Here is a 25,286-nt window from a genome sequence, read left to right on the forward strand (position 1 = left end):
CCGCACCCGAAGGAACGGCGCGGGGTGACGGTCGATTTTCGCAGGGGAAAAGGAAAATTCGGCTCCGCCAGCATATACTGGAGTATCCCGTAAAATGGCGGCAGGAGGCGATGGTCATGAGCCTGATCCGGTTGGACCGCGTCAGCAAAACGTATGCGATGGGCGAACAAACGATTCACGCGCTGGATCATGTGTCGTTGGAAGTCGAGGAAGGGGAGTTCGTAGCGATCATGGGGCCATCGGGCTCCGGCAAGTCGACGCTGATGAACATCCTCGGCTGTCTGGACGTTGCCGACGAAGGCGTCTATGCGCTGAACGGAACGGCTATTCACGCGCTTAAGGACGACCGGCTCGCCGAAATCCGCCACCAAACGATCGGCTTCGTATTCCAGAGCTTCAACCTGCTGCCGAAGCTGTCGGCGGAGGAGAATGTCGAGCTGCCGCTCATTTACCGCGGCATCGCCAGGAAGGAACGGCGCCGCATCGTGCAGACGGCGCTGCAGTCGGTCGAGCTGCAGCAGCGAGGCGGGCACAAGCCGGCGGAGCTGTCCGGCGGCCAGCAGCAGCGTGTCGCCATCGCCCGCGCGCTGGCCGGCAATCCGCCGGTCATCCTCGCCGACGAGCCTACCGGCGCGCTCGACTCGGCTACCGGCCACGATATTTTGCGGCTGCTGCAGGCGCTGAACGCGCAAGGCAAAACGATCCTGCTCATCACGCACGATCGTTCCATCGCCGACTACGCGCAGCGCGTCGTGCGCATTGCCGACGGGCGCATCGTCAACTGAAGCCGCGGCGAACGACGGCTATTATTGATCCGGCCTGCCGATGAGGAAGGTGATCACGGTGCCTTGGCCGGGAACGCTGGCGATGTCGAGGCCTCTGCCGTAAATTTGATTGAGGCGGCGGTTCGTGTTGCGCAATCCGATGCCGTGCGCAACCGACGGGTCATCCAGCATCTGCCGCAGCATCGCTTCCTCGATGCCGACGCCGTCGTCCGCCACCCGAATTTCGACTTGGTCCAATACTTCCCGGGCGCCGATACGTACGGTTCCTCCCGACGAACGCCGCAGAATGCCGTGGCGAACCCCATTTTCGACCAGCGTCTGGATCGCCAGCGGCGGCACCGGCGTGGACAGCAGCCGTTCGGGAATGTCCCACTCCACCTTCATCCGTCCCGCGAACCGTTCCTGTTCGATATACAGATAAGCTTTCACCAGCTCGAGCTCCCGCGAAAGCGGCACGACCCTGTCGAAATTGCGAAAATCGAAGCTGCCCTGCAAATAGTTGCCGAACGCCACCATCAGCAAACGCATGCGGTCGGGGTCGATTTCACTGAGTGCCGCAATCGTATTGAGCGTATTGAACAAAAAATGCGGCTGCACCTGCGCTTGCAGCCAGGCGGCCTCCATGCGCAGCCGCTCGCCCACGGTCAGCTTCAGCTCCGTCAGCGCGCGCACCCGGTGCTGCAGTTCAAGGCTGTCGGCCGGTTTGGTCACATAATCGTTGGCGCCGGCAAGGAAGCCGGCGGCGATATCCTCCGGCTGGCTGCGCGCCGTCAGCAGCAGCACCGGCAGCTCGGACATCGAGAACCGCTTGCGGATCGTTCCGGTCAATTCGTAGCCGGACATGCGCGGCATCATGACGTCCGCCACGACCAAATCCCACTCCTCCCCGTCGATCAGGCGCAATGCTTCTTGTCCGGAGCCTACGCCGACTACGTGGTATTGATGCCGGGGCAACATCCCTTGGAGGATGCGAAGATTCAGCGGGTCGTCGTCGACCATCAGCACCCGCGGTTCGCGACCTTTGCTTTCGGCTGACGCGGCGGTTTGCTCGCGGCCGGAAGACGCTGCCGCTTCCCGCACGGCGGCACTCCGCAGCTCGCTGTCCGGAGCGGAAGGAATGTCATCGTCGGACAGCTCCGCCGTCGCCAGCGGCAACACGAGCCGGAAGCGCGAGCCGCGTCCCGGCGCGGACTCCACCTCCAGCGAGCCATGGTGCAGCCTGGCCAGCTGCTGGCTGATGCTCAGGCCCAGTCCGATGCCCCCGCCCATCGCCGTCATGCTGGAATCCGCCTGCTCGTAAGGCTGGAACAGCCGCTTCTGCTCCTCCGGATCGATGCCGATCCCGGTATCCTCCACTTCCAGCACAACTTGCTCCCCGTCGACCCAGCCGCGAATCGCAACATGGCCTTGCACCGTAAATTTGACCGCATTGTGCAGCAGGTTGAACAAAATTTGCACCAGCCGATTCTCGTCCGCCATTACCGGGGGCAACGAATCGGGAATTTCATTGCGCAGCTCGATCGGCTTGCCCTCCAGCATAAACGCCATCATATCGAAAATTCCCGCCACCGCGGCTTGCGCCCGAACCGGCCGCGGCTCCAGCCGAAGCCCTTTGTCCTGCAGGCGGCCAAGATCGATCAGATCGTTAAGCAGCAGCGACATGCGCCTGCCGACGGCAATAAGCAGCTCCAGCCGGTCCCGGCCGGCGGGATCGATAGGTTTCTCCTCCAGCACGCTGCGCGCAATATTGATCATCCCGTGCAGCGGATTGCGCAGCTCATGGGACGTGTTGGCCAGAAAATCGTTTTTTTGTTTGTCGGCTTTCTGCAGTTCGGCCGCCAGCGTCGCGGTTTGCCGCGAATTCCGGAAGAACAGCCGGAACCAATAAGAGGAGAACGCAAAGAACAAGACGATAAAATCGATCGGATAAAAATAACGCGGATGCACGGCGGAATTGAAGCTGCTCCAGATGCCCCAGCCCAAATTGAGCGCCAATGCGACAAAACCGAGCCACAAAAAGATCGCGTCGCGATCGAGGCGAAGGGTGGCGCGCAGCGTCAGAAACGGCACGTACAAAAAACCCGCAATCAGGAGAGGGATCGTGTATATGTCGACCATCGAAACGTAGACGGGCGACAGCAGCGCATCCACAATCGTCACGGCCAGCACGGCCAGCCCGTAATAAATGTGCCAGGGACGGCGCTGCAATTCGGGATACAGCTGCTGCACGAAGCTGACCAACAGCGCGGCGCCCCACAAGTAGCTGAGCGTGTTGAGCTTCATGCTGATGTCGTAAGGCAATGCGGCCCAGATCACCAGCAGCTTGTCGTCCGTAACGAGAACCGACAAGCCGGCGCTGAGCATCATCAGCGCCAGGGTGAGCAGCGCTCGCTTCCGTCCGCCCAGGATGTACAGCATGACCGCATAAGCCACATGAATCAGCAGGAAAATACAAACAAGCAACTGCATCGCGATCGAAAATTGTTTGTTCGCCCGCACGGCGTCCTCGGCGCCGAACTGGATCGAGCCGAGCATGCCGCCCTGCGCCGCATTGCCGAAATTGGCCATATGAACCACAATCTCCACCTCGGACCGATCCGTGGAGAAGTCCACCGTGTACGGGCCCTCAAAAGCGACGGTAGCGTCGGCCGTTGTCCCCGGAACCCCTGCTCCTCCGAGACGGACGCCATCGACGTAGATCTCGGAAGCCGTTGCCGTGCCGGGCATCGCAAGCGCCAATTGGCGTTCGGCCGGATCGCCCAAACGGACAAGCAGCCGATAGCTGCCGTAGCCGATCGTTCGTTTCGGATCGGCCAAGTGGCCTTTCCACGAGCCGGGCACTTGCAGCAGCACCTCGTCCGTCCGCGATGCTGCGGCCCCCTCCCGCATCAGAAACCGCTCCGGATAAAATGCCCATTGCCCCTCCAGCAGCACCGGCTGGCTCCAGGAAACCCCGCGCAGATCAAGCACGCCCTGCGCCGCAAGCGGTTGATCCGACTTCCAGCCCGGATATAGCCAGATCAGCCGGATCCCCGTTATGAACGCGACGAACAGCAGCGTAATGGCGAGCACACGTTTTTTCGTTATCATTGCTGAACACTATTCGACAGCGTTCGTTAGATTCCTCCATGGCGGCCCATGCGGCCGTTTCCGTCCTTTTTGCACGAAAACGTTCTCTTTTGCCGCCTATTTAAGCTTTCTCCGGAATTAGGCCATAAAAAATGGCTTATTTCGGATCGCTTTATCGAAAAGGGGGGTGACTTAGGTGATTCGAGGTTGCTTCAAATGAGTGGCTACTGGGTGCTTGAGGGGCTTGGGCGGACGGAGCAGCAGGTTTGCTCAATGAGCAGGGAGGTAACAGGGCTATTCGTCGAACAGTCGGGCAGGGAGTCTTTTGTCAAAGTGCCGGACAAAGACGACCCCCGCGCAGTTCATTGTTTAAAGCTTGTCTACCGCCGCCTGCAGGCTGTCGGCGGACATGGCGCCCTTCCAGACGGTACGCACGACGCCTTGCGGATCGACGACGAAGGTAGTCGGGTATGCCGTCACCCGATACGCCCGCTGCACGTCGCCTGCTGCATCCAGCGCCACCGGGAACGTCAGCCCGCGCTTCTGCGCAAACTGCCGCGGCTTGTCGGCGCCGCTTTCGGTGCTCGTCAGGTTGACGGCCAGCACGACGACGCCACTCCCGGAAGCGGCCGCCTGCTCGTGGAACGTTTGCATCTGCGGCATTTCCGCCCGGCACGGCGGGCACCAGGTCGCCCAGAAGTTGAGCACAACGGTGCGCCCGCGATAATCGGCGAGCCGAATCGGCTGTCCGTCCGCGCCTTCCAGGGCGAAGTCCGGCGCCGGCTGCCCCAGTTTGGCCGCAGATACGGCCCCATCGCCGACCGGCGGCGTTGCCATCCGGCCGGGCAGCGCTTCCTCGAGCCGGCCGAACGCGAGCAGCGCCGCGAGTACAACGGCCGCCGCGGCCGGCAGCCCATACGGCGACGCTCCCCCGCCGTCCAGCTTGCGGCGCAGCGCCGGCAAGGCGGCAAGCAGCAGCAGCGATGCCGCGGCGGCAGCGCCGTGCAGCCACTGCGGCTGGGCGCCGAACGCAAGGAGCAGCAGCCGCGATGCGGCCCAGCCGCCCAGCATGAATTGCAGCGCGCCGAAGGCGACCGTGCGCAGCGGCATGCCGCCGCGGCGAAGCATGACGGCGATATAGATGGCGACAACCAGCGTCGCCAGCCATACGCCGCGCTCACCGCCGTCAAAATACAGCAGCGACGAAGGCTGCCGCAACGTCGCCGCGGGATGGAACAGCAGGAAGCTTCCTTTCCACAGGACCAGCCACAGCCAAAACGCCGTCCCCGCCCTCGCCAGCAACCATTGCCGCTCTTCCGACCGAATCGGCCCCTGCCCCTGCTCCTGCTCTTGCTCCTGCCCGGCGCCAAACCGGAGCACCAGCCAGCCGGCGACGCCAAAAAGCAAATAAACCAACAACGAGCCGTTCAGCGTCAACGAGCCGATTTGCACGCCGCCCATACGCAAAGCCCCTCCCTGCCGTTCGTTCGTCCTAGCTTCACCATACACCAACGCGGCCGCCGATGGAAGCCGGCGCATGCAAGATCAGCCGCCAATAGCGTATAATCGAATCAACCCGCACCGACGAAAGGAGCGGCCGCCATGAAGCCGGTCGAATCCAAAACGATCCTCAGCGTCAACAAACACCCGTCCTCCTGGTTCGGGGTCAAATATTCGCTGAACCTGTACCGCGGCTGCGAGCTGCAGTGCATCTACTGCGATTCCCGCAGCGAGCGGTACGGCATCGACGACTTCCACAACGTGACAGTCAAAACGAATGCGCTGCAATTGCTGGACAAGGAACTTGCCGCCAAACGCAAACGCGCCACAGTCGGTACCGCGTCGATGAGCGATCCGTACACGCACACGGAACGCAAGCTTCATCTCACTCGCAGCGCGCTTGAGCTGATCGCCCGGCACCGCTTCCCGGTGCATATCACGACGAAGAGCAACCTGATTTTGCGCGATGTCGATGTGCTCGAGGAGTTGAACCGAGTGTACGCATCGGTAGCGTTTACGATCACAACGGCCGACGACGAGTTGGCCGCCCGTATCGAACCGTACGCTCCGTCGCCGACAGACCGGTTCAAGGCGCTCGGCGTCCTGTCCGCGCTCGGCATCACGACAAGCATTACGATGATGCCGATCCTGCCGTTTCTCGAAGACGACCCGGCCAACGTGCGCGCCATCGTCGACAAGGCGGCGGCCTACGGCGTCCGCCATATCGTCGCCGCCTTCGGCATGACGCTGCGCGACCGGCAGCGCGACTATTACTTCCGCAAGCTGGACGAGCTGTTCCCCGGCACGCGCGAGAAATACGAGCGACGTTTCGGCGAAGCCTACCAGGCCCGCGCCAACCAATACGCCAAGCTTGCCGCGGCGTTCCACGAAGCGTGCCGCCGGCACGGCATCTCCACCGCGATGCCAAGCTACGAAAGCGTTAACGCCGCCGTGCAGCTCCGCCTCTTTGACTGATCCGCACTCCGCGCAGTCGGGCCCGCTCAGTCGCGAGCCGCTCATTGACGAAACGTTGCACGAAACGTTTCGGCGGCGGCGCGCAGTTGCGCTACTTCGTACTCCATGCTTATCGTCATCGCCGCGGCGGAAGAGCGTCCTTTTACCCGCAGCGGCAACCCTTCCAGCCGCGCATGATATTTGGCGTTCGCCGGATACAGCTGCCGCTCGATAACGGAAGCCAGGCCGAGGTAGCTTTGCAGCCGCTCCGCCTCCATCCATTCGCCGGCGCGAACGAACCGGAACAACGCCGCGTACAGGTCGGGGTGAAAATTGGCCATAATCCCGCTGTAACCGGCCGCGCCGTCCTTTAATGATTCAAGCAGCGTAGCCGCGTTGGCGTTGAACAGCCTCAGCGGCGTCCCGCGAACGGCTTTCAGCTTCGTCGCGATTTGGCGCGGGTCGCAGCTCGTATCCTTAAGGAACGCGAACCTTCCGGTATCGGCGCACCAGCGCAGCAGCTCCGGCGGGAGCAGCCGCTTGTAAGGCGATGGACATTCGTACAGCCCCAGCGTCACATCCGGCAGCGCCTGCATGATTCGCTCGGCATTCCTCTTCCACGTCTCGTCCGTTTCGTCGGGACGCGCCAACCGATTGGTGACCAGCACAACGGCATCGACGCCGGTTGACGCTATCGCCTGCAGCTCGGCGAGCTGGTCGCCGGCCGCATCGGACACATGGCCCGAAGCGATAACCGGCACGCGGCCGGCAGCGCTTTCCCGCACGAAACGCGCCAGTTGCGTGCGCTCCTCAAGCGTCAGGTAGAACATTTCGCTCGATTGGCAAACCGCGAACAAGCCGTCCACGCCGCCTTCTATATACCATTCGATCAGCCGCTCCAGCGCGACATAATCGATATCACTCGTTTCGGTAAAAGGGGTAATCATCGTCGGCCATATGCCGTCCGCGATGGTAACGCTCATGCCGCCACGCTCCGTTCGATTTGGTTTTTCTCCAATCATCGGTCCGGCTTCCGCTTCGGCCCTTCCGCGTTCAGTCGAGCGCCGGAGGAGCAGCCGTCAGCCATGCCAGGTTGAACGTATAGTGGATGCGGCTGCTGACCAGGTGAATAAGGCCGCTGCGGCTCTGCACCGCCGCCAAATACCCTTTGGGCTCGGCGCTGCTGCGATCCATTGTAAATTCGCCGGTCCATGCGCCGCCGTTCCAGACGCCGCCGGTTCGATCCGTCGACACGAGGCGCTTGTGCGGCCACGTCTCGCCGTCGTCGAACGAAACGGCCGCGAACAGACCTTTCACTTCGCGCGTCGCGCCGGCCGCATCGACAATCGCCAGCTTCTCAGCGAAGGAAACGAACAGCAGCGGCCCTTCCTGCAGCCGCCGCAGTACGAGCCGCTGGCCCATGCCGATCGGCTCGAACTCGGTGGCGGCGTATTGCCACGACTTCCCGCCGTCGTACGACACGCTGCGCGGCATATGTCCGTGGATCGTGTCGCCGCGGCCGAAGGCGAGCCAGCTGCCGTCCGCCCGCTCGACGACGGAGGCGTGAATGCCCGCAATCGTGCCGCCCGGATCGAACCACGAATCGCCGCCGTCCTTGCTGATCCACAGATTCGAGCCGCCGTCGCCGCCCGTTTCCGCGTCGCAAGGCTGCAGCAGCATCCCCGAACGCGTACGGATCAGCGCCGGCACCGGCATACGCCGCGTCCCGTGCTCGGGATCGAGCAACCGCGCTTTCGTCCATGTGACGCCGTTGTCGCACGACGTGCGCATCGCCAGCGCCAGTGTTCCCCATGTTCCGGCAGCGCCCATGCCGTTAATATGCACGAGCGTTCCTTGCCCGTCCGACCACAGGCTGCTGCCCGACATGTTCCTCCCGGGCGCGTCCCAGAATACGGACGCTTCGTCCCACTCGCCGGCGCCGTACCGAAGTCTGCTGGCGGCGATGACCATCTCGCGCCCGCCCTCCCACTTCGTGGAGAACCAGACGGCGAGCAGGTCGCCGTTATCCGTTTCCACAATGGAGGGCACATGATTGTGGTGGAAGAACGGCCCCCGCTCCGCCGGCTCCAGCTTGACGAACACCTTCGGCTCGGCAAAATACGGCTTCGCCGGCAGCGTTTCCGCCGCTCCCGTTCCCACGATTGAAGCCGGCGCCTGCTGCTTCACGTCCAACTGGTACCGCGCTTCGGCCGGCACAACCGGGAGCGGCTTCGTATCCGGCTGCTCGCCGAGAACGATGCGGAACCCGATCAGCCAGTGGCGCTCTTCCGGCAGCGCCGCCATGCGCTGCGACGAGCGCAGAAATTCCGGGTCGGTCGAATGGCTGCCGCCGCGCGAGACGCGAAACTCGCCGTCCTCCCGCCCCACGGGATCGATCTGCTCGCCGGACTCGTAAGGTCCGTACCAATCCTGCACCCATTCCTCCACGTTGCCGTGCATATCGTACAGCCCCCACGCGTTCGGCTCGAACCGCCCAACCGGAAGCGGCACGACCTCGAACTCCCGCTTCGTCTTCACCGGATCCGGGTACCAGGAATGCTGCTGCCTGCGATAATGCGCAACGGGGAACGAATCGCCCGTCGAATAGGCGGTCGTCGTGCCGGCGCGGCAGGCATATTCCCATTCCGCCTCCGTCGGCAGCCGGTAAGGCAGCCCTTCCCGCTCCGACAGCCAGCGGCAATAGCCGGCAGCATCGTGCCAGCTGACGAACACGACCGCCTCGTCGTCGTCCGTCGAGAATCCGAGCTTGCCGCGCAACCGGCGGTGCTCCGGGTCGAACCGCTCGTACTCCGCGTTCGTCACCTGACAGGCGCCCATATAAAACGGTTTGCCGACGCGCACCAGGTGCCGCGGGCTTTCATGAAGGTCGCCGCCGTCCGTGCCCATCCAAAAATCCCCCGGCTCGATCCGCACCAACTGCTGGCCGATCGAATTTCGATAGGTTTTCTCCTGCGGCAAAGCTGTCGTCTGGCTCATGTTACTCCTCCTCGAATCGAACCTCGCCGCGATCGTCCGCTTCGTCCGGACGATCCGGCTTTTTATCCTCGCGGACCGTTCGCAACTCGCCGGTCTTGCGGAACTCCTGCGGCGAAACGCCTTCCATGCGCTTGAACGTGCGCAGGAACGTCGTCCGGCTGAAATAGCCGACCTGCTCTGTAATGTCCTGGATGCTGCGGTTCGTATGCAGCAGCAGTTCCTTCGCCTTGGCAATGCGCAGCTGGCTGATATAATCGGTCAGGTTGACGCCGATTTTGTCCTTGAACACGCGCGACGCGTATTTGACGGAAATGTCCATTTCTTCGGCGATTTTCTCCAGCGACAGGTCGCTGGTGTAATGCTCCTCGACATAGCTCTGGATCAAGGCGACCAGCGAGCCGGACTTATGCGACTGCTTCTTCGCCATCAGCGCCGCGATGCGCCGGAAGAAGTCGAGCAACAGCCGCCGGCGCGCATCCAGCGCGGCCGGATCCTCGCCGCGCCCGCTCAGCTGGCGATGCTCCGGTTCGGTCGCGAATTGATCCGGCTGCAGACCGCGCTCCATCAGAAACCGTCTGCCCGTGTTGTACATTTCGTACAGCAGCGCATTGCGATCGTCGAACGATACGTGGCGTTCGTCCAGCTCGCGCAGCATCTCGCCGATCATTGCCGCCAGCCCGTCGGCGTCGCCGGCCTTGATCGCGTTCAGCAGCCGCGTTTCGTCGAAGAACGTATAAGGCACGTTGCGTTGAATGGGCAGCTCTTCGGCCCGGATGGTCAGGAAGTTGTCGTTCGGCTTCGCGCCGAGCAGCGCCGTCAAGGCGTCGCGATACGAGCGGTTGATGCCTTCCGGCCCTTCGTACACGTCGCCGATGCCGGCATTGATCCGGCAATACACCGCGTCGTAGCGGAACGTCTGCATCATCTGCCGCAGCTTTCGCTCGATGCCCGCCACGTCCTTGCCTTCCGCGATATTGGCCACGACGACATACAGATGGGGCTTGTATTCCAGCACGTACATTGCGGGATCCCCGAGCAGCAGGATGATCATTTTTTTCAGCTTGCTCTGGATCAAGATGCGTTCGACATCCTGGAAGTCGGTGAAGTAATCGCCGCGGAACTCGATCGTAATCGCGCAGCTGACGAAGCTCGGCTTGTCGAAGCCGAGCTGGCTCGCCATCATCGAACGGACGGCGCCGTTCTGCGCCGTGCTGAGCTCGCTGCCCTGCAGCAGTTGGACGATGACGTTGTCCATATACTCCATCGATAGCAGCTCCAGCTCGTCCTGCGCCTGCCGCCTGCGCTCGATCAATTGGTTGATGCCGCGGCCGATGCGTTCCCAGTCGTTGCTGCGCGCCGATTCAACTTCCTCGCGGCCGCCTTCCGATCCGTCGGAAAGCGACTCGCCGATGCGGCGAATCGGGTTATAGATGTAGTAGGCGAAGATGAACGAAAAGATGAAGCCGATCACCATCAGGATGACGCAAATAATGACCACCATGTCCAAAATGCCGGACGCCTGCTTGTTGAATTCGTCGATCGGCGTAATCGCATAAAAATTCCAGCCGTACAGCTTCGTGCTCAAGGCCGAAATCGTATAGGTTTTGCCCCCCACCGCATATTCGCCCTGCTTCGGCAGGCCGGACAGCTCGCCGACGGCGCGGAGCGCTTCCGCGTTGGCGAAGCCGGCGTCGGTCGTGAGCAGGTATTGCCCGTCCTTGTCCGTTACGACGACCCGGGTGGAAGCGCTGGCGAATACGGCGTCCATCCGCTGCTGGATCGTGGCGACCGGGACGGTCGTCACCATCACCGCCCGATTGGCGCCGATCATTTCCAGCGTCAGGATGGGAATCATGCGCTTGCGCGCAAACGGCGTCTCCACGTCGGTCGGATGAAAAATATCGATCGTTTTGCCGGATTTCATCATGCTTTTCCAGACGCTCGCGTCATAATCGGCAAACCGGTAATACTTGCCGAGGAACGGATCGAAATCGTTTGCGCCGCTGCTGGTGTATATTTTCCGGTCGTCAATGTAGACGAACATCTCGTCGACGAAGCCGCTGATGTTGACATGCGCGCGGGCGATGCTGCGCGACAGCTGATCGAGCTCCGCCCGCTCCGCCGTCGTATACAGCGAATCCGGCTTGAGCAGGCGAATAACGGCCGGATCGTTGAAGAAGCCGAAGCTGGATTCGTAAATCATCTGCAAATTTTCGTCGATCGCGTTGGAGGAAATCTGCAGGTTCATCATGATTTTTTCCTCAAAATCGCGCTTCAGCTCTTTGACGAAATTCGTATACGTAAAAAAACCGACGGCCACGATCGGAATCAGCAGCGACAGAAAGCAGGACAATATTTTCAGAAACAACCGATTGACGCGAAGCGGCGCAATCCGCTTTTTCATCCGGCATGACCCCCGTTCGATCCATGCGACGCTCCCGGTCCGCGAGTCGTCACGGCAAGGTGCGGACGGGAGGAAGCTCTCCCTCCGCATCCGCACCGCTGTCCGTCCTAAGTTGCGCGAGGTTTCCTATTTCACCCGTGCAAGCGCATCGTTATAAATCTTCTCCATCTCCGGCACGCCGGCGGCATTGAGCGATTCCGCCCATTTGTCGAACTCGGTGAGCGGCTTGGCGCCCATGATGAATTTCACCACATCCGCTTCCAGCGGCGTTACCTTCGTCGTAATCTGCTTCAGCTTCTCGTTTTCTTCCACGGTAAAGCCGGGATTGACGCCGGGCACGATATAGGCGCCCGGATCGGCGACAAGCTCCTCGCTCCAGCGGACCAGGTCGGGATGGGTTGTTTGCTTCATCGGACCTTCGTCGACGTTGACGGCCAGCGCCAGCAGCCCGCCGCCGATATCCGACAGCATCGCCCGAATCGGATCGGCCGCCGTTTTATACTTGGCGATTACACTGTCCATGATTTTCGGTTGGCCGTTCGCCATTTCGTACGTTTCGCCAAGCACGCCGTAGTTCGTCACTGTCGTGCCTTCCGGCCCGTACATCCAGTCGAACATCGCCAGCAGCGCCTCGGGATCCTTCGTTTTCGAGCTTATCGCATAATTGTCGACCAGCCAGCCTTTGGCGTACAGGTAGCCTTTCGATTTGCCGGTGCTGTTGATCAGATACGGGATGCGGTCAAACTTGGCGTTCGGATTCTTCTCTTGCAGCGCCTGATTGTAATTGACGGCGAATTGGTTGTTGTCGTAGTAGAAGAACGATTTGCCCGAGCTCAGCTTCTCGTCCCAGTTCTGCTTGGTATTGATTGCGAAGTCGGGATCGAGCAGCTTCTCTTTGAACAGCTTGTTCATGTACGTCAGCATTTCTTTGAATTCCGGTTTGTTGTTGCCGTAGAAATACTGCTTCTTGTCCGAATCGTAGGTCATGCCGTAGCCGGTGCCCATGCCGAGCGCGACGGCGTCCATAAACGACATGCCGCGCGTCGTCCACGGATACGAATCCGGGTACGCCTCCTTCATCTTCTTCAGCACGTTGTACAGATCGTCGAACGTCTTCGGCACGTCCAGCTTGAGCTCTTTCAAGATATCGGTACGAATCAGCAGCGCCTTGCCGCCCTGGATTTTGAATTTCTCCGTAATCGGGAACGCGTACAGCTTGCCGTCGACGTAAAGACGCTTGATTTCCGGATTCTCCTGAATGATTTTGGAGAAATTCGGCATCTTGTCGAGATAATCGGAGATCGGAAGAAACACGCCCGTTTTGGCGAATTCCGCCACTTCCTTCGACTCCAGGCCAAAAATATCGGGAATGTTGTTCGTCGCCAGCAGCGCCCGTTTTTTGTCGATGTAGTTGCTGCCCGGAACCGGCTCGAGATTGATTTTGACACCGGTTTGTTTATAAATTTCCTTCAATACCGGCGTGTCGGTCTTGATCACCTGGGCGGCATTTTCGCCTCGCATCATGCGCACCGTAATGTCGGTTTTCGGCTTGGCCGAAGCCGCGGCGGACAAGCCGGGCGTCGGCGATGCGGACGATGCGGACGGCTTGTCCGAGCTGCAGGCGGCAAAAATGACGGATGAGACCAGTGTAAACGATAACAAGGAAGTGCCGATCTTGGTTGCTCGCTTCATGTACGGTTCGCCCCTCTTCAGTCGTAGTTGTATTGTAAGCACTCCCCACCTGTCCCGCAAGCCGGCCTCCTTCCGGCGCAGCGACTTTCGGAGAGCGCATCATACCGTGTGGAACCGGCCGGATTACCCTTTCAGCGAGCCGATCATCGTGCCCTTGATGAAATATTTCTGCACGAACGGATAAATCATGACGATCGGCAATACCGCGATGACGATGACCGCATACTTGATGTTGGTTGCCGTGACGGAAGCGAAGACGCCGCTGATTTCCTGCGACTGGCTGGACATTTCGCCCATGACGACCATGTTGCGCAGCACGATCTGCAGCGGGAATTTCACCTTCTCGTCCAAATAAATCATTGCCGGGAAGAAGCTGTTCCAATGCCCGACGGCGTAGAACATCGCCATGGTCGCCATGATCGGCTTCGACAGCGGCAGCGTGATGCGGACAAGCGAGGTGAGCTCGTTTGCGCCATCGATCTGCGCGGAGTCGTACAGCTCGGCCGGGATGCCCTGGAAAAACGTGCGCATGATGATCATGTTCCAGACACTGATGGCGCCCGGTATCACAAGCGCCCATATGCTGTTTAACATGCCCAGCTTCTGGACGAGCAAGTAGCTCGGGATAAGACCGCCGCTGAAAAACATCGTGAACACGATCAATAGCGTAAACACGCTTCGCCCGTAGAAATCCTTCTTCGACAGCGGGTAGGCGCATAGCGCGGTGCATATCAAATTGATTGCCGTGCCCACCGTCGTATACAGAATCGTGTTCCCGTAAGAACGAACGATCGAAGGGTCCTTGAAAATGAGCCGGTAGGTGTCCCAGTTGAAGCCGTGCGGCCAAAAGGCGACATCGCCGCGCATTACGGCCGAGCCGTTGCTGACCGATACGACGAAAATGTAGTAAAGCGGGTAAAATGTGGCGAAGACGAGCGCCAGCATGATGACGGCATTCAGGCCGTCGAACAGCCGGGAGCCCGCTCCGGCGCGAATTCCTGTCGATGCGGTGCCGGCGGCGCCGCGAACGGCATCGTGCTTCATCGTGTTGTCCTCCTAGTTACCACAGGCTCGTTTCGCCGGCCTTGCGGCTGAGATAATTGCCGATCGTCAGGAACACGACGGCGATGACCGAATTGAACAGCCCGACCGCCGTTGCATAGCTGAAATCGCTGGACACGAGCCCCCGCCGGTAAACGTAAGTGGCGATAATATCGGACGTCTCGAAGTTCGAACCGTTCGACAGAAGCAGCACCTTCTCGAATGAAACGGACATAATCGCGCCGATATTGAACAGCAGCATAATAACGATCGCCGGCATGATGCCGGGCAGCGTGACATGCAGCATCTGCTTCCAGCGGTTCGCCCCGTCCATTCGCGCCGCCTCGTACAGCTGCGGATCGACAGCTGTCAGCGCGGCCAAATAAATGATCGAGCCCCAGCCGACGCTTTGCCAGATTTCGGAGGAAATATAGATCGTACGGAACCATTCGGGCAGCATCAGAAACTGCGTGCGCTCCAGGCCGAGCCATTCCAGCGCCTGGTTGATGAGTCCGTCATGCGACAGAAAGTTGACCAGAATGCCGCAGACGACGACAGTAGACAAAAAGTGCGGGAGGTAGCTGACCGTCTGCACGAACTTTTTGAACGTCCGGTGCTTCAGCTCGTTCAGAAGCAGCGCCAGAACGATCGGCGCCGGAAACGAAAACACGATGTGGTACAGCCCGATCGTCAGCGTGTTGCGAATCAGCTTGTAGAAATACGGATCGGACAAAAACTCGCGGAAATATTTCAGCCCTACCCACGGGCTGCCCCATATGCCGCTGAACACGCTGTAATTTTTAAACCCGATCACAATGCCGAACATCGGCACGTAGCAGAACAGAATAAAGTAAACGAGAGGGACCAGGAACATCGCATAATAATATTTGCTCTTGCCGATTCGTCGCCGCACTTGGCTCCATCCGCCTTCGCCGCGCAGCGCAATCGCTTCCATCGTTTCCATCGCCATAAGCCTGTCGGACTCCTTCCCCCGCTTGCAATCGTCGTTGCCGTTTGCCTGCCCCCATCATAGCCGGGCGCCGCCATCGTTCCAATTGGCAATCGGGAACCTCCTGAGTCAGATTTGCCACAAACCGGACGTTTGATGCATCTGTCTACCATGATGCAGCTATCGCGAAGCGCGCCAAAGAGCCTGCCTTCCCCTTTCGGGAAAGGCAGGCTCTTTGCGCTTGCCGATAACGATTACTTCGTTTTCTTCCACTCGTCCAATTGCTTCTGCACTTCGGCGACGACTTTGTCGATGCCGGCTTTTTTCAGCTTGTCTTTGTACTCGGCCAGCTTATCCTTCGCGTCGACCGTACCCGTGTTGAGGCCGGGGCCGTATTCGTCGATCAGCGCCGTGATGTTGGCGATTTCCGCAGCGACCGGACCGGTTTGGAACTTGAAGCCCATGATCGGCGACGGTTTGGCGCCTTCGTTCTCTTTTTTCGTCGCTTCGGCGACTTTAGGGTCTTTGCCTTCCAGCACGAGGCCGTTGAACACGTTGCCGATCGCCCAATCCCACATCGCGTAGCCGCTGTCTTTGGTCAGCTTCGCAGTGCCGTCGGCGTTCTTCGTGTAGTGTTTGCCTTCGATACCGAACTTGAGCAGGTTATACAGATTGGCGTCGGTGTTGACCAGGTTGATCAGCATCATCGCGCGCTCCGGGTTGGCCGACTTGGCGTTGATCGCCTGCATCGTCGTGATGATGGTGTTCGTGCCCGCATACGTTTCCGATGTCGGCACGTATACGACGTCGCGGCCGCCCATTTGCACTTTCGCTTCGGCTTCGCCGCCCGGCTTGAGCGCATTGTGGAAGCTGAACGGCGTTTTTCCCGCCTTTTGGAGGTCCGTCATCGCCTTCAGCGTGGCGGCGTCCTGGTTGATGTAGCCTTTCTTATACCAGTCGCGAACGGTGTTCAGATAGCTTTCATATTCCGGCGTATCGAACAGGCTGACGATTTTGTCCGGGTTGCTCAGGTTGATGTAGGCGATGTTCGGCACGACCGGCTCCATGTTGTAGGTGCGCGCCAGGTTGCCGAATTGGCCGAGACGGTACATCCCGTATACGAAGTCCGATTTCTCGGCCGCTTTCACTTGCGCCAGCACCGGCTCGATGTCGGCGAATTTTTTCAGCTTGGTCGTATCGATCTTGTATTTGTCGATGTAGTCTTTGTAAATGATGAAGCCTTCCTTGTTCGTAACCGTCTGGTAGTTCGGCACGCCGTAAATTTTGCCGCCGATCTTGGTTGCGTCCCAAACGAATTGCGGCATGCTCGTTTTGACGGCCGGCGCGTATTTGTTGATCAGATCGTCAAGCGCAAGGAACGCGCCTTTGCTTTGGTTCTGCACGTAGTCGAACAGCCAGTTGGACGTCCACAGGATGTCCACCTTTTCGCCGGAAGCGACGACGGTGTTCATCTTCTGCAGGTAGTCGCCGGAAGCGACAACGTTCAGCTTGACGGTGGCGTTGATTTTCGCCTTGGTGATTTTGTTCACTTCGTCCTCGACCGACTTGACGTCGGAAGGAACGTTCGTGTCCGGCAAGTACCAAATGAGCTCGACCGGTTTCAGATCGGCAGCGGCAGGGCTTGCAGATGCCGAGCCCGAAGGCGCTACGGAACCGGAAGGCGATGCGGATGCTCCCGATTTGCCGTCGTTTTTCGTGCCGCCGCATGCGGCCAGGCTGAGCACCAGCGCGGAGCTGAGCACGGTGAACCCGATTTTTTTGCCTGTGTTTTTCTTCATCTGGATAGACCTCCTTTAGATTGGACGATCAACTTTTCACCGAACCGACAGTAAGCCCGGCAACGAAGTAACGCTGGAAGAACGGAAAGATGAACATCATCGGCCCCGCGGCGAGCACGGCCATCGCCATTCGCGCGGACAAGCTGGGGAACGTCGTCAGGTCGATCTGCACGTTCACGAGACTGATGTTGTTGGTAAGGAACTCGATCGTGTTCATGATTCGGTACAGCAGCAGCTGCAGCGGCACCAGCTTCGGCTCGTTGATGAACAGCAGGCCGAGCCACCAGTCGTTCCAATAGATGAACGAAATGAACAACCCTACGGTGGCGAGCGCCGGCAGCGACAGCGGAAGCACGATCGTGGCGAAGATCCGCAGCTCGCTGGCCCCGTCCATCTTGGCCGACTCGAATATTTCCGGCGGCAGCTTGTCGAGGAAGCCTTTCATGATCAGGACGTAAAACGGATTGAGCAAGTACGGGATGATGAGCGCCCAGATCGAATCTTTCAGATGCAGGTACTGCGTGACCAGAATGTAGAACGGCACGAGTCCCCCGTTGAACAGCATCGTGAAAAATACGAACAGCGTCGTCACCCGGCGATACCGGTAATCCTTGCGCGAGATCGTGTACGCCAGCATCGATGTAAGCAACACGCTGACGATCGTTCCGATCACGGTAACGAGCACGGTGACGCCGTACGCGGTCAGCAGCTGCTTCGGGCTCTGCAGGATCAGTTCGTACGCCGTGAGGCTGAGCTGTTTGGGAATCAGGTGATACCCCGACTCCAGCAGCGCCGACTCTTTGGTCAGCGAGATGGAAACGACCAGCAGCAGCGGGATGATAATGGCGATCGACAGCAAAGTGAAAAACACATTGATGACAATCGGCGCCGTTTTTGATTTGGTAACAGATGTCTGCATGTTACGAACCCCCTACCACAACGCATTTTCCGAGTTGATTTTTTTGATGATCCAGTTTGTCGTGAGCACCAGAACGAGGCCGACGATCGATTGGTATAGCCCGACCGCGGTCGACATGCCGACATCGCCGACGACGCGAAGCGAACGATAAACGTACGTATCGATAACGTCGGTAACCGGATAGAGGAAACTCACATCGTTGGGTACGAAGTAGAACAAGCCGAAGTCTGCACGGAAAATGCCGCCAACTGCCACAATAAACAAGATCACGATAAGCGGCGTCAAGAGCGGAATCGTGATGCTCCGCACCATCTGCAGCTTGGAAGCGCCGTCGATCCGGGCCGCCTCGTAGTAGGACGGATCGATGCCGATAATGCCGGCGTAATAAATGAGCGACGAAAATCCGACCGATTTCCACAAATACACCAGCACGATAATGACCGGCCAGTACGCCGAATCCTGATACCATTTAATCGGATCGGCGCCGAACGACATCAGAATCTGGTTGAGGAAGCCGTTCTTGTGGTCCAGAAAGCCGAGTGTTACGTAGCTTACCACGACCCAGGACAGAAAATACGGCAGAAACAATACGGTCTGATGCAGCTTCAGCCAGCGCCGGTTGATTTCGTTCATCATGATGGCAAACGCCACGGCGATCACGGTCGTCAGGACAATAAAGCCGGCGTTGTACAAAATCGTATTGCGTGTAATACGAAACGCGTTGTCCGACGTGAAGAAAAACTTGAAGTTTTCGAACCCGACCCAATCGCTGCCCCAAAGCCCCTTCGCATAGTTGTATCGCTTGAAGGCAATAATCAATCCGATCAGCGGCAAATAATTGAAGATGACCTTGAACAGGACGCCGGGCAGCGCCATCAGGAACAGCTCGCGATTCTTGTAAAGCAGTTTGCATTCCGTTCTTACCCAAGCAAACGGATTCATGCTCTCACCCCCTTGTCATCCAGTATTCGCGATCCATGCCTTGATTATTGCTTCTCATCGTATCCCCCCGCCACTGCTAAGAGTGAACAAACGCTCTCAAATCCGCACTGCGTTTTCCTGCAGCACTGTAAAATTATTACCCAAATACGACTGTAAAATCATGCTTTCCTGCGAAATGATGCTCTCGCACCTGTCCGCGGATATGCAAAAAGCCTGCCGCGGCGCGGGTTTGCGCCGATCGGCAGGCCGGCGGAGCGGCGGGTCGACAGATGCCGTTATCCCGTGCTGCGCGTCAACCGGTATTCGTTCGGCGTGATGCCGAACCGTTTCTTGAACAGCTTGAAATAATTGCTTTCGTTCGTGAAACCGACTTTCTGAATGATCGCGGCGATGCTGTCGTCGCCTTGCTCCAGCAGCTTCAGCGACTGCGTCAGCCGAATTTCGTTGATGTAGTCGGCGACCGACACCGACTCCTTGCTGCGGAAGTAACGGCCGAGATACCCGGACGACATGTTCAGCGCGTCGGCGATCGACTGCAGGCTCAGGTTCGGATCGGTGAAGTTCGTCTCCACCATGTCCTTGACGGCCCCGATCAGAAATTCCGGCTTCTCCGGCTTGCCCGTTTCGCGTTCGTTCGTCAGCTCGAGCAGCATCCGGTCGAACAGCTCGCGCACCGCGGCAAGCGTCTCCTGCTCCAGCGCCTGCCGCCGGTACCGCTGCAGCACGACCGCCATGGAGCCGGCTTTGGGCGTTTTCATTTCCCTGATGGTCTGGTTGACGAACATCAGCAGCTGCAGGATCGCCTCGTCCACATGCTCGCAGTGGTAGGTGGCGATAACGGCGAACACGCTGTCCAGCCGCTGCTTCATCTGTTCCGGCTGATTGCTCATGATGCTTTCGGCCAGCTTGCGATACAGCTCCGGCGGCACCTGCCGGTCCGGCTCTTTCTGCTGGTTGTTGTAGACCGCCGGCGTAATGATCGTCCCTTTTCCGGCGATCATGCGATAAAGCGCATGCGTCTGCGCCAGCTGATAGCTGGCCGTGGCCTGCCGGTAGTCGGTCATCGGATCGCTGCATACGACGGTGATGCTGAGCTTGTAGTAGCCGAGCAGCGTTTCCTGGATGCGTCTCAGCACCGCTTCGACCTGATCTTGCTGCCTTTCCTGCCTGCCTGCGCCGTCTTCGGGCAGACCGATCAGCAGCAGCACATGATCGCCCGGCATGTCGAGCGTCTGGCCGGCGAACCGCTCGCCGGCGATTTCTTCGGCGATGTTGCCGATCGCGAAGCGGAACAGCTTGCGCTCCGCTTCCGATCGTTCGCTGCAGAAAGCCGCGTAATCGTCGATCTTGAGCAGCGCGATGCGAAACGGCGATACCGGAATCCACTTGTTGCCGCCGGTGTACTGCTCGATCTGCTCTTCGGTGATGGCGGCGCTGTCGGCCATCCATTCCCTCAGGAAATACTGGTACAACACTTGCCGGTTGGCCATGCCCGACTCCTGCATCTGGACGATGTTGGACTGCATGTCCTTGTAGACGTTGGTCAGGAAAATCATTTCGTCCCTGTCGCCGCCGGCCGCTTCCGGCCCGCGGTTCGGCAGCGTCTTCAGCTGGTTGACGAGACCGCCGACCGGCTTGTACACGCGCACCGAAAAGAGCACGGACACGAGCACCGAAAGGATGGCGATCGCCGCCAGCGCAAACAGGGAGAACGTGCCGATCTGGTTGATCTTGCCAAAAAGCTGGTCGTAGGGCTGCACGCTGACAACCTTCCACTGATTCAGCGAGGAGGTCAGGTAAGTGACGATTTGTTTGCCGGCGCCGTTCTTGACGATAAAATAGCCGGACTGATCCGTCGCATCTTTCAGCTTGTCCAGCATTTCCTGCCGGCTGGCGTCGGTCAAGTCGGATTCGTTGCCCTGCTCGATCAGCTGCCCGTCGCTGTCGACCAGATAGACGCTGCCCAGCGCGTCGTCGGCCAGCTCGTTCAGCGTGCGAATGTTGTCGAACAGCCATTCCGGCTTGATCAGAACCATCAGCACGCTTTCGCCCGGCGAATAGTTGTCGACCGAGCCGTACATAAAATAGGCGAAGACGCGCTGCGGCGCGCCGTCCATGTTCGTCACGTACGGCAGCAGCTTCAGCTTCGGCAGCACTGGATGCGCTTCCACATACTGCTGGAGCTCGCTCTTGTTGTCCTGGCTGCACGATACCGGCGCGTTGTCGCTGGCATACGTGCACTTGTTGTACGCGTTGTAAATCTGGATCGAACGAATATACAGGTTCGCGTTCTGGATATCCTCCAGCTTGCGCAGCTTGTTGTAAAACTCGAACACTTCAAGGTCGACCGTATTCATCAACGACGTCAAATCGCGGTTGTAGATGGCGGACACCGCCAGCGACTTGACCATCTCGTTCAGGTTGTCGATGTTGTAATTGACCTGGTTAAGCACCTTGCGGTTGGCATCCTGCTGCAGGTCCAGCGTCTTGTCGCGCGAATAAACGTAAACGATCGAGCAGAAGACCAGCAAAAAAACGACGACAAGCAGCGAATTCGTCGAGAGGATGCGCCAAAAAAACTTGCGCGAAAAATAGTTGGACAGCCACTTCAACCTTTTGTTCCTCCTTCCGACAACCCGTACTGTCTGATTATTATAACACAAGCGGCAAAAAGGAGGACAATAGCCCTCCCTTTTGCCGCCTTCTTCCGCCCTTTCGTCCCTGCCGATCGGAAATCGCGTTATTTGGCCGCCTTCAGCGCCCGTTCATAAGCCGTTTTGTAAGTCGTCAAAATTTTGTCGACGCCGAGCTTCTTCTGCTCTTCGACGTACTTGTCCCAATCGGCCAGACTGCGGTCGCCGAGAATGAACTTCGAGACGTTCTCGTCGCGGCTGTTGTTCAGCACGTCCCCGGCCGTCGCCAGCACTTCCATCTCCGCCGCGGTGAACGCCGGCGACGGCTGGCGCACGGAATCGTATTGCGGCGCCTGCTCGTAAGCCTTCTTCAGCTCCGGCGAAGCGAGCGAAATGTGAGCGTCGTAGTCGAACCAGATGTACGTGCCGTCCGTCGACAGCCCCGTTTTTTTGCGCAGCTCCGAAACGTCTTTCGCATCGACGGTGAACGTCTTTTTGCCGTTTTCGGTTTTGTACGTTTCGCCTTCGACGCCCCAGCTGACCAAAGTGCGGCCTTTGTCGGAATAGAAGTAGTCGAGAAACTTGACGACGTCCTTGATGTTCTTCGATTTGGAAGATACCATGAAGCCTTCTTCGGTAATTTGCGTATACGCGTTCTTGCGCGGACCGTTCGCCCAGCCGGCCGGCGGCGCCATGAACGCCAGGCTGTACGCCGGATTGTCCTTGCGCAGCGCCGCGTTGAAGAAGTCGATCCGCCCGATGTAGTCAAGCGTAATGAAGCCGCGATCCGTCGACATCATGTCCTGCCACAGCTTCGTGTCGACCGTCAGGAAGTCCGGTGGAATCAGCTTCTCCTTGTAAAATTTGTTCAGGTACGTCACCATCGTCTTGAAGTTGGTTTCCGTCGGGCCGTACTTCCATTCCTTGGTGCCCGCATCGTAGTAGACGCTCGGCGTCGAAGTGAACATCGCCGGCGTATCGAACGAAGCGCCGAAGTTGAGCAAGCGCTGCAGCCCGTTGCGGAATGTAAGCGGATAACTGTTCGGATACAGCTCCTTCAACTGCTTCAGCACCGTGTACAACTCATCCCACGTTGCCGGCGGCTTCAGGTTGTGTTTGGCGAATACGTCCTCGCGGTACATCCAGATCATCCGGTTCGTTTCGCCGATGCCCTGATTGGGCAACGTGTACATTTTGCCGTCGGAGGCGATCGCGCTCTGCGCCGTTTCCGGATTTTTCTCCATCCACTTCTTGAAATTCGGCATGTCGTTCACGTAATCGAGCATGTTGGCGAGCGCGCCCTGCTGCCCGTATTTGTCGGCGAGCGCCTTCGACTGCGTCCACAGCAGATCGGGCAGCGTGCCCGACGCCATCGTCAGGCTGAGCGCGTCCTCCAGCTTGCCTCCTGGCGGCGTCTGGATGTCGAGCGTGACGCCGGTTTCCTTCTCGAGATACTTCCAGATCGGCCAATCCTTCGCATACGGCCAGCTCGGATTGCTGTAGTTCAGGAAGCTGAACGTCTTCTTCGCCGGCGCCGCGGAAACGACCGCGCTCGGGTTCGCCGCGCTGGCGCTCGGACTGGCCGACGACGCGGACTTGCCGTCTCCCCCTCCCGAACACCCGGCAATCGCCGCGACTCCCACGGACACCGCAAGCAAGGACAACGCTTTGTGTTTCATGGTGCTGCTCCTCCCTTTTTCCCTTGGATTAGTATGTCAACCTTTGATAGACCCGATCAGGGCGCCCTTGGCAAAATACTTCTGCAAGAACGGGTATACCATAAGGATTGGCAATGTGGAAACCATAATCGTGGCGAATTTGAGCGACTCGTCGACGAGAATCGTATCGCCGCCGATGTTCGTCGCCTGATTCGAGTTGCTGACGCCTTGCAGCACGATGTTGCGCAGCACGACTTGCAGCGGGAACAGCTCGGTGCTGCGCAGGTACAGCATCGCCGAGAAGAAGTTGTTCCAGATGCCGACCGCGTAGAACAGGCCGATCGTCGCCAGAATCGCTTTGGACAGCGGCAGGGCGAGCCGGACGAATACGCCGATGTCGTTCAGGCCGTCGATGCGGCCCGATTCCTCCACTTCCTTCGGCAGCCCGGCGAAAAACGTGCGCATCACGATCAGGTTCCACGTGCTGACGGCCGTAGGCAGCACCATGCCCCAGATCGTGTCGACGAGCCCGTAGCTCTTGACCACGAGGAACGTCGGAATCATGCCGCCGCTGAAAAACATCGTCGCCACAATCATCATCATGAAGCCGCGGTGAAACAGCATCTCCTTCTTGGCGACGGCGAAGGCGCCGGCCGCAGTGACAAGCAGCGAAATCGCCGTGCCGAGCACGACATACAGAATCGTGTTGCCATAGGCGCGGACCATGAGCGGGTCCTGCAGCACGACCTTGTAGACGTCGACGTTCCAGCCTTTCGGCCACAGGAACACGTCCCCCTTAAGCACATGCACGCTGTCGCTGAGCGATACGGCGATCATATAAACGAAAGGATACAGAGTGGCGATCACGACGCAGGCAAGCAGCGCATACAGCGCATAATCGAATCCCGTCAGCCGTTGCCTCATGGCGTTTTCCCCCTTCTTTCTACCACAGGCTCGTTTCGCTCCACTTCCGGCTCAGCCAGTTCGCGGAAACGATGAAGAGCAGATTGATGACGCTCGTAAACAGATCGATGGCGGTGGCGTAGCTGTAATTGCCTTTGCCGAGCCCGACGCGGTAGACGTAGGTGCTCAGAATGTCTCCCGTCCCGTAAACGGCAGGGTTGAGCATGAGAAACACTTTTTCGAAGCCGATCTCGAGCACGCTGCCGACATTGAGGATGAGCACGATGATCAGCGCGGCGCGAATGCCGGGCAGCGTCACGTGCGCCATCTGCTTCCAGCGCCCGGCGCCGTCCATGCGCGCCGCTTCGTACAGCTGCGGATCGATCGCGGTCAGCGCGGCCAAATAAAGAATCGTCTCCCAGCCGACATGCTGCCATATTTCCGACAGCACGTAGATGCTGCGAAACATGTCCTCCCGCGCCATGAAATTGACCGGCTCCACGCCAAACGATTCCATCAGCCGATTGACGATGCCGCTCGACGGCGACAGAAACAGCGTCATCATGCTGACGACCACGACGTTGGAAATAAAATGCGGCAAGTAGCTGACCGTTTGCACGAATCGTTTGACCGCCATCTGCCGCACCTCGTTCAGCAGCAGCGCCAACAGAATCGGCGCCGGGAAGCCGAAGACGAGCCGGTAGAAGCCGAGCAGGAACGTATTGCGCAGCAGCTTGACGAAGTCGGGGCTGTCGAAGAACATGCGGTAATACTTCAGCCCGACCCAGTCGCTGGCCCATACGCCCTTGAACAGGTTGTAATCCTTGAATGAAACGAGAATGCCGAACATCGGGACGTAGCGGAACAGAATGTAGTAGACGAACGTGGGCAGGAAAAGGAGGAGCAGGTACTTGCTTCTCCCCCATCTTCTGCCGAACGTCGGCTTGCCTGACGCAAGCTGCGGTTGAATGTCGTTCTCCATGCGAACGGTGCGGACAGTGCGGATCATGCGGCGATTCCCCCAGCCTTCGAGTGTGTCTC

Annotated in this window: 17 protein-coding genes; 2 read left to right on the forward strand and 15 right to left on the reverse strand. The window is 59.1% G+C overall.

Features of this window, described 5'->3' with window-relative positions:
• Positions 1–116: 116 nt before the first annotated feature.
• Entirely contained in the window at positions 117–785 is a 669-nt protein-coding gene (locus EXY20_RS03755) for an ABC transporter ATP-binding protein (RefSeq protein ID WP_328592487.1), read from the forward strand.
• Positions 786–806: 21 nt separating this feature from the next.
• On the opposite strand, the gene EXY20_RS03760 is transcribed toward EXY20_RS03755, so the two are convergent.
• Complete coding sequence (locus tag EXY20_RS03760; protein WP_135547826.1) at positions 807–3,875, reverse strand: ATP-binding response regulator; 3,069 nt, start codon at positions 3,873–3,875, stop codon at positions 807–809.
• Positions 3,876–4,223: 348 nt separating this feature from the next.
• Complete coding sequence (locus EXY20_RS03765) at positions 4,224–5,315, reverse strand: TlpA family protein disulfide reductase (RefSeq protein ID WP_167858965.1); 1,092 nt, start codon at positions 5,313–5,315, stop codon at positions 4,224–4,226.
• A gap of 141 nt (positions 5,316–5,456) precedes the next feature.
• Between EXY20_RS03765 and EXY20_RS03770 the strand changes: the two genes are divergently transcribed.
• Positions 5,457–6,329, forward strand: a complete 873-nt coding sequence (locus EXY20_RS03770; protein ID WP_135547831.1) for an SPL family radical SAM protein — start codon at positions 5,457–5,459, stop codon at positions 6,327–6,329.
• 41 nt (positions 6,330–6,370) lie between these two features.
• Here EXY20_RS03770 and EXY20_RS03775 read toward each other — a convergent pair whose 3' ends face one another.
• The 13 genes from EXY20_RS03775 to EXY20_RS03835 form a co-directional block, all read right to left on the reverse strand.
• The gene (locus EXY20_RS03775) at positions 6,371–7,291 is read right to left on the reverse strand and encodes a dihydrodipicolinate synthase family protein (RefSeq protein ID WP_135547833.1); all 921 of its coding nucleotides are present in this window, start codon (positions 7,289–7,291) and stop codon (positions 6,371–6,373) included.
• 70 nt (positions 7,292–7,361) lie between these two features.
• Complete coding sequence (locus tag EXY20_RS03780) at positions 7,362–9,305, reverse strand: SUMF1/EgtB/PvdO family nonheme iron enzyme (protein WP_135547835.1); 1,944 nt, start codon at positions 9,303–9,305, stop codon at positions 7,362–7,364.
• A gap of 1 nt (position 9,306) precedes the next feature.
• The gene (locus EXY20_RS03785; RefSeq protein WP_167858966.1) at positions 9,307–11,709 is read right to left on the reverse strand and encodes a helix-turn-helix domain-containing protein; all 2,403 of its coding nucleotides are present in this window, start codon (positions 11,707–11,709) and stop codon (positions 9,307–9,309) included.
• A gap of 126 nt (positions 11,710–11,835) precedes the next feature.
• Positions 11,836–13,401, reverse strand: coding sequence for an extracellular solute-binding protein (locus EXY20_RS03790; RefSeq protein WP_135547839.1), 1,566 nt, complete (start codon positions 13,399–13,401; stop codon positions 11,836–11,838).
• A gap of 123 nt (positions 13,402–13,524) precedes the next feature.
• Positions 13,525–14,445 (reverse strand): carbohydrate ABC transporter permease, encoded by a 921-nt coding sequence (locus EXY20_RS03795; RefSeq protein WP_235885342.1) that lies wholly within the window; start codon positions 14,443–14,445, stop codon positions 13,525–13,527.
• A 16-nt stretch (positions 14,446–14,461) separates the two neighbouring features.
• Positions 14,462–15,412 (reverse strand): ABC transporter permease, encoded by a 951-nt coding sequence (locus EXY20_RS03800; RefSeq protein ID WP_135547841.1) that lies wholly within the window; start codon positions 15,410–15,412, stop codon positions 14,462–14,464.
• Positions 15,413–15,645: 233 nt separating this feature from the next.
• Entirely contained in the window at positions 15,646–17,190 is a 1,545-nt protein-coding gene (locus EXY20_RS03805; RefSeq protein WP_135547843.1) for an ABC transporter substrate-binding protein, read from the reverse strand.
• A 28-nt stretch (positions 17,191–17,218) separates the two neighbouring features.
• Positions 17,219–18,109: a carbohydrate ABC transporter permease gene (locus EXY20_RS03810; protein WP_135547845.1), complete on the reverse strand. Its 891-nt coding sequence runs from the start codon at positions 18,107–18,109 to the stop codon at positions 17,219–17,221.
• A gap of 12 nt (positions 18,110–18,121) precedes the next feature.
• Entirely contained in the window at positions 18,122–19,051 is a 930-nt protein-coding gene (locus EXY20_RS03815; RefSeq protein ID WP_135547847.1) for an ABC transporter permease, read from the reverse strand.
• Between the two features lie 275 nt (positions 19,052–19,326).
• Positions 19,327–21,663, reverse strand: a complete 2,337-nt coding sequence (locus EXY20_RS03820; RefSeq protein WP_135547849.1) for an AraC family transcriptional regulator — start codon at positions 21,661–21,663, stop codon at positions 19,327–19,329.
• Positions 21,664–21,791: 128 nt separating this feature from the next.
• On the reverse strand, positions 21,792–23,363 hold the full coding sequence (locus tag EXY20_RS03825) for an extracellular solute-binding protein (RefSeq protein WP_135547851.1): 1,572 nt from the start codon (positions 23,361–23,363) through the stop codon (positions 21,792–21,794).
• 36 nt (positions 23,364–23,399) lie between these two features.
• On the reverse strand, positions 23,400–24,266 hold the full coding sequence (locus tag EXY20_RS03830) for a carbohydrate ABC transporter permease (RefSeq protein ID WP_135547853.1): 867 nt from the start codon (positions 24,264–24,266) through the stop codon (positions 23,400–23,402).
• 19 nt (positions 24,267–24,285) lie between these two features.
• Positions 24,286–25,254: an ABC transporter permease gene (locus EXY20_RS03835; protein ID WP_235885343.1), complete on the reverse strand. Its 969-nt coding sequence runs from the start codon at positions 25,252–25,254 to the stop codon at positions 24,286–24,288.
• Positions 25,255–25,286: the final 32 nt, after the last annotated feature.

This window comes from Paenibacillus cymbidii, from assembly GCF_004764705.1.
In the GTDB taxonomy this organism is placed as follows: Bacteria; Bacillota; Bacilli; order Paenibacillales; family NBRC-103111; genus Paenibacillus_AN; species Paenibacillus_AN cymbidii.

What these genes read in the sequence shown, in the direction of transcription:
- EXY20_RS03785 (WP_167858966.1), bottom strand. Translation starts at nt 11,709, where the DNA reads ATGAAAAAGCGGATTGCGCCGCTTCGCGTCAATCGGTTGTTTCTGAAA.
- EXY20_RS03765 (WP_167858965.1), bottom strand. Translation starts at nt 5,315, where the DNA reads ATGGGCGGCGTGCAAATCGGCTCGTTGACGCTGAACGGCTCGTTGTTG.
- EXY20_RS03805 (WP_135547843.1), bottom strand. Translation starts at nt 17,190, where the DNA reads ATGAAGAAAAACACAGGCAAAAAAATCGGGTTCACCGTGCTCAGCTCC.
- EXY20_RS03770 (WP_135547831.1), top strand. Translation starts at nt 5,457, where the DNA reads ATGAAGCCGGTCGAATCCAAAACGATCCTCAGCGTCAACAAACACCCG.
- EXY20_RS03815 (WP_135547847.1), bottom strand. Translation starts at nt 19,051, where the DNA reads ATGAATCCGTTTGCTTGGGTAAGAACGGAATGCAAACTGCTTTACAAG.
- EXY20_RS03810 (WP_135547845.1), bottom strand. Translation starts at nt 18,109, where the DNA reads ATGCAGACATCTGTTACCAAATCAAAAACGGCGCCGATTGTCATCAAT.
- EXY20_RS03760 (WP_135547826.1), bottom strand. Translation starts at nt 3,875, where the DNA reads ATGATAACGAAAAAACGTGTGCTCGCCATTACGCTGCTGTTCGTCGCG.
- EXY20_RS03775 (WP_135547833.1), bottom strand. Translation starts at nt 7,291, where the DNA reads ATGAGCGTTACCATCGCGGACGGCATATGGCCGACGATGATTACCCCT.
- EXY20_RS03825 (WP_135547851.1), bottom strand. Translation starts at nt 23,363, where the DNA reads ATGAAACACAAAGCGTTGTCCTTGCTTGCGGTGTCCGTGGGAGTCGCG.
- EXY20_RS03790 (WP_135547839.1), bottom strand. Translation starts at nt 13,401, where the DNA reads ATGAAGCGAGCAACCAAGATCGGCACTTCCTTGTTATCGTTTACACTG.
- EXY20_RS03835 (WP_235885343.1), bottom strand. Translation starts at nt 25,254, where the DNA reads ATGATCCGCACTGTCCGCACCGTTCGCATGGAGAACGACATTCAACCG.
- EXY20_RS03780 (WP_135547835.1), bottom strand. Translation starts at nt 9,305, where the DNA reads ATGAGCCAGACGACAGCTTTGCCGCAGGAGAAAACCTATCGAAATTCG.
- EXY20_RS03830 (WP_135547853.1), bottom strand. Translation starts at nt 24,266, where the DNA reads ATGAGGCAACGGCTGACGGGATTCGATTATGCGCTGTATGCGCTGCTT.
- EXY20_RS03755 (WP_328592487.1), top strand. Translation starts at nt 117, where the DNA reads ATGAGCCTGATCCGGTTGGACCGCGTCAGCAAAACGTATGCGATGGGC.
- EXY20_RS03795 (WP_235885342.1), bottom strand. Translation starts at nt 14,445, where the DNA reads ATGAAGCACGATGCCGTTCGCGGCGCCGCCGGCACCGCATCGACAGGA.
- EXY20_RS03800 (WP_135547841.1), bottom strand. Translation starts at nt 15,412, where the DNA reads ATGGCGATGGAAACGATGGAAGCGATTGCGCTGCGCGGCGAAGGCGGA.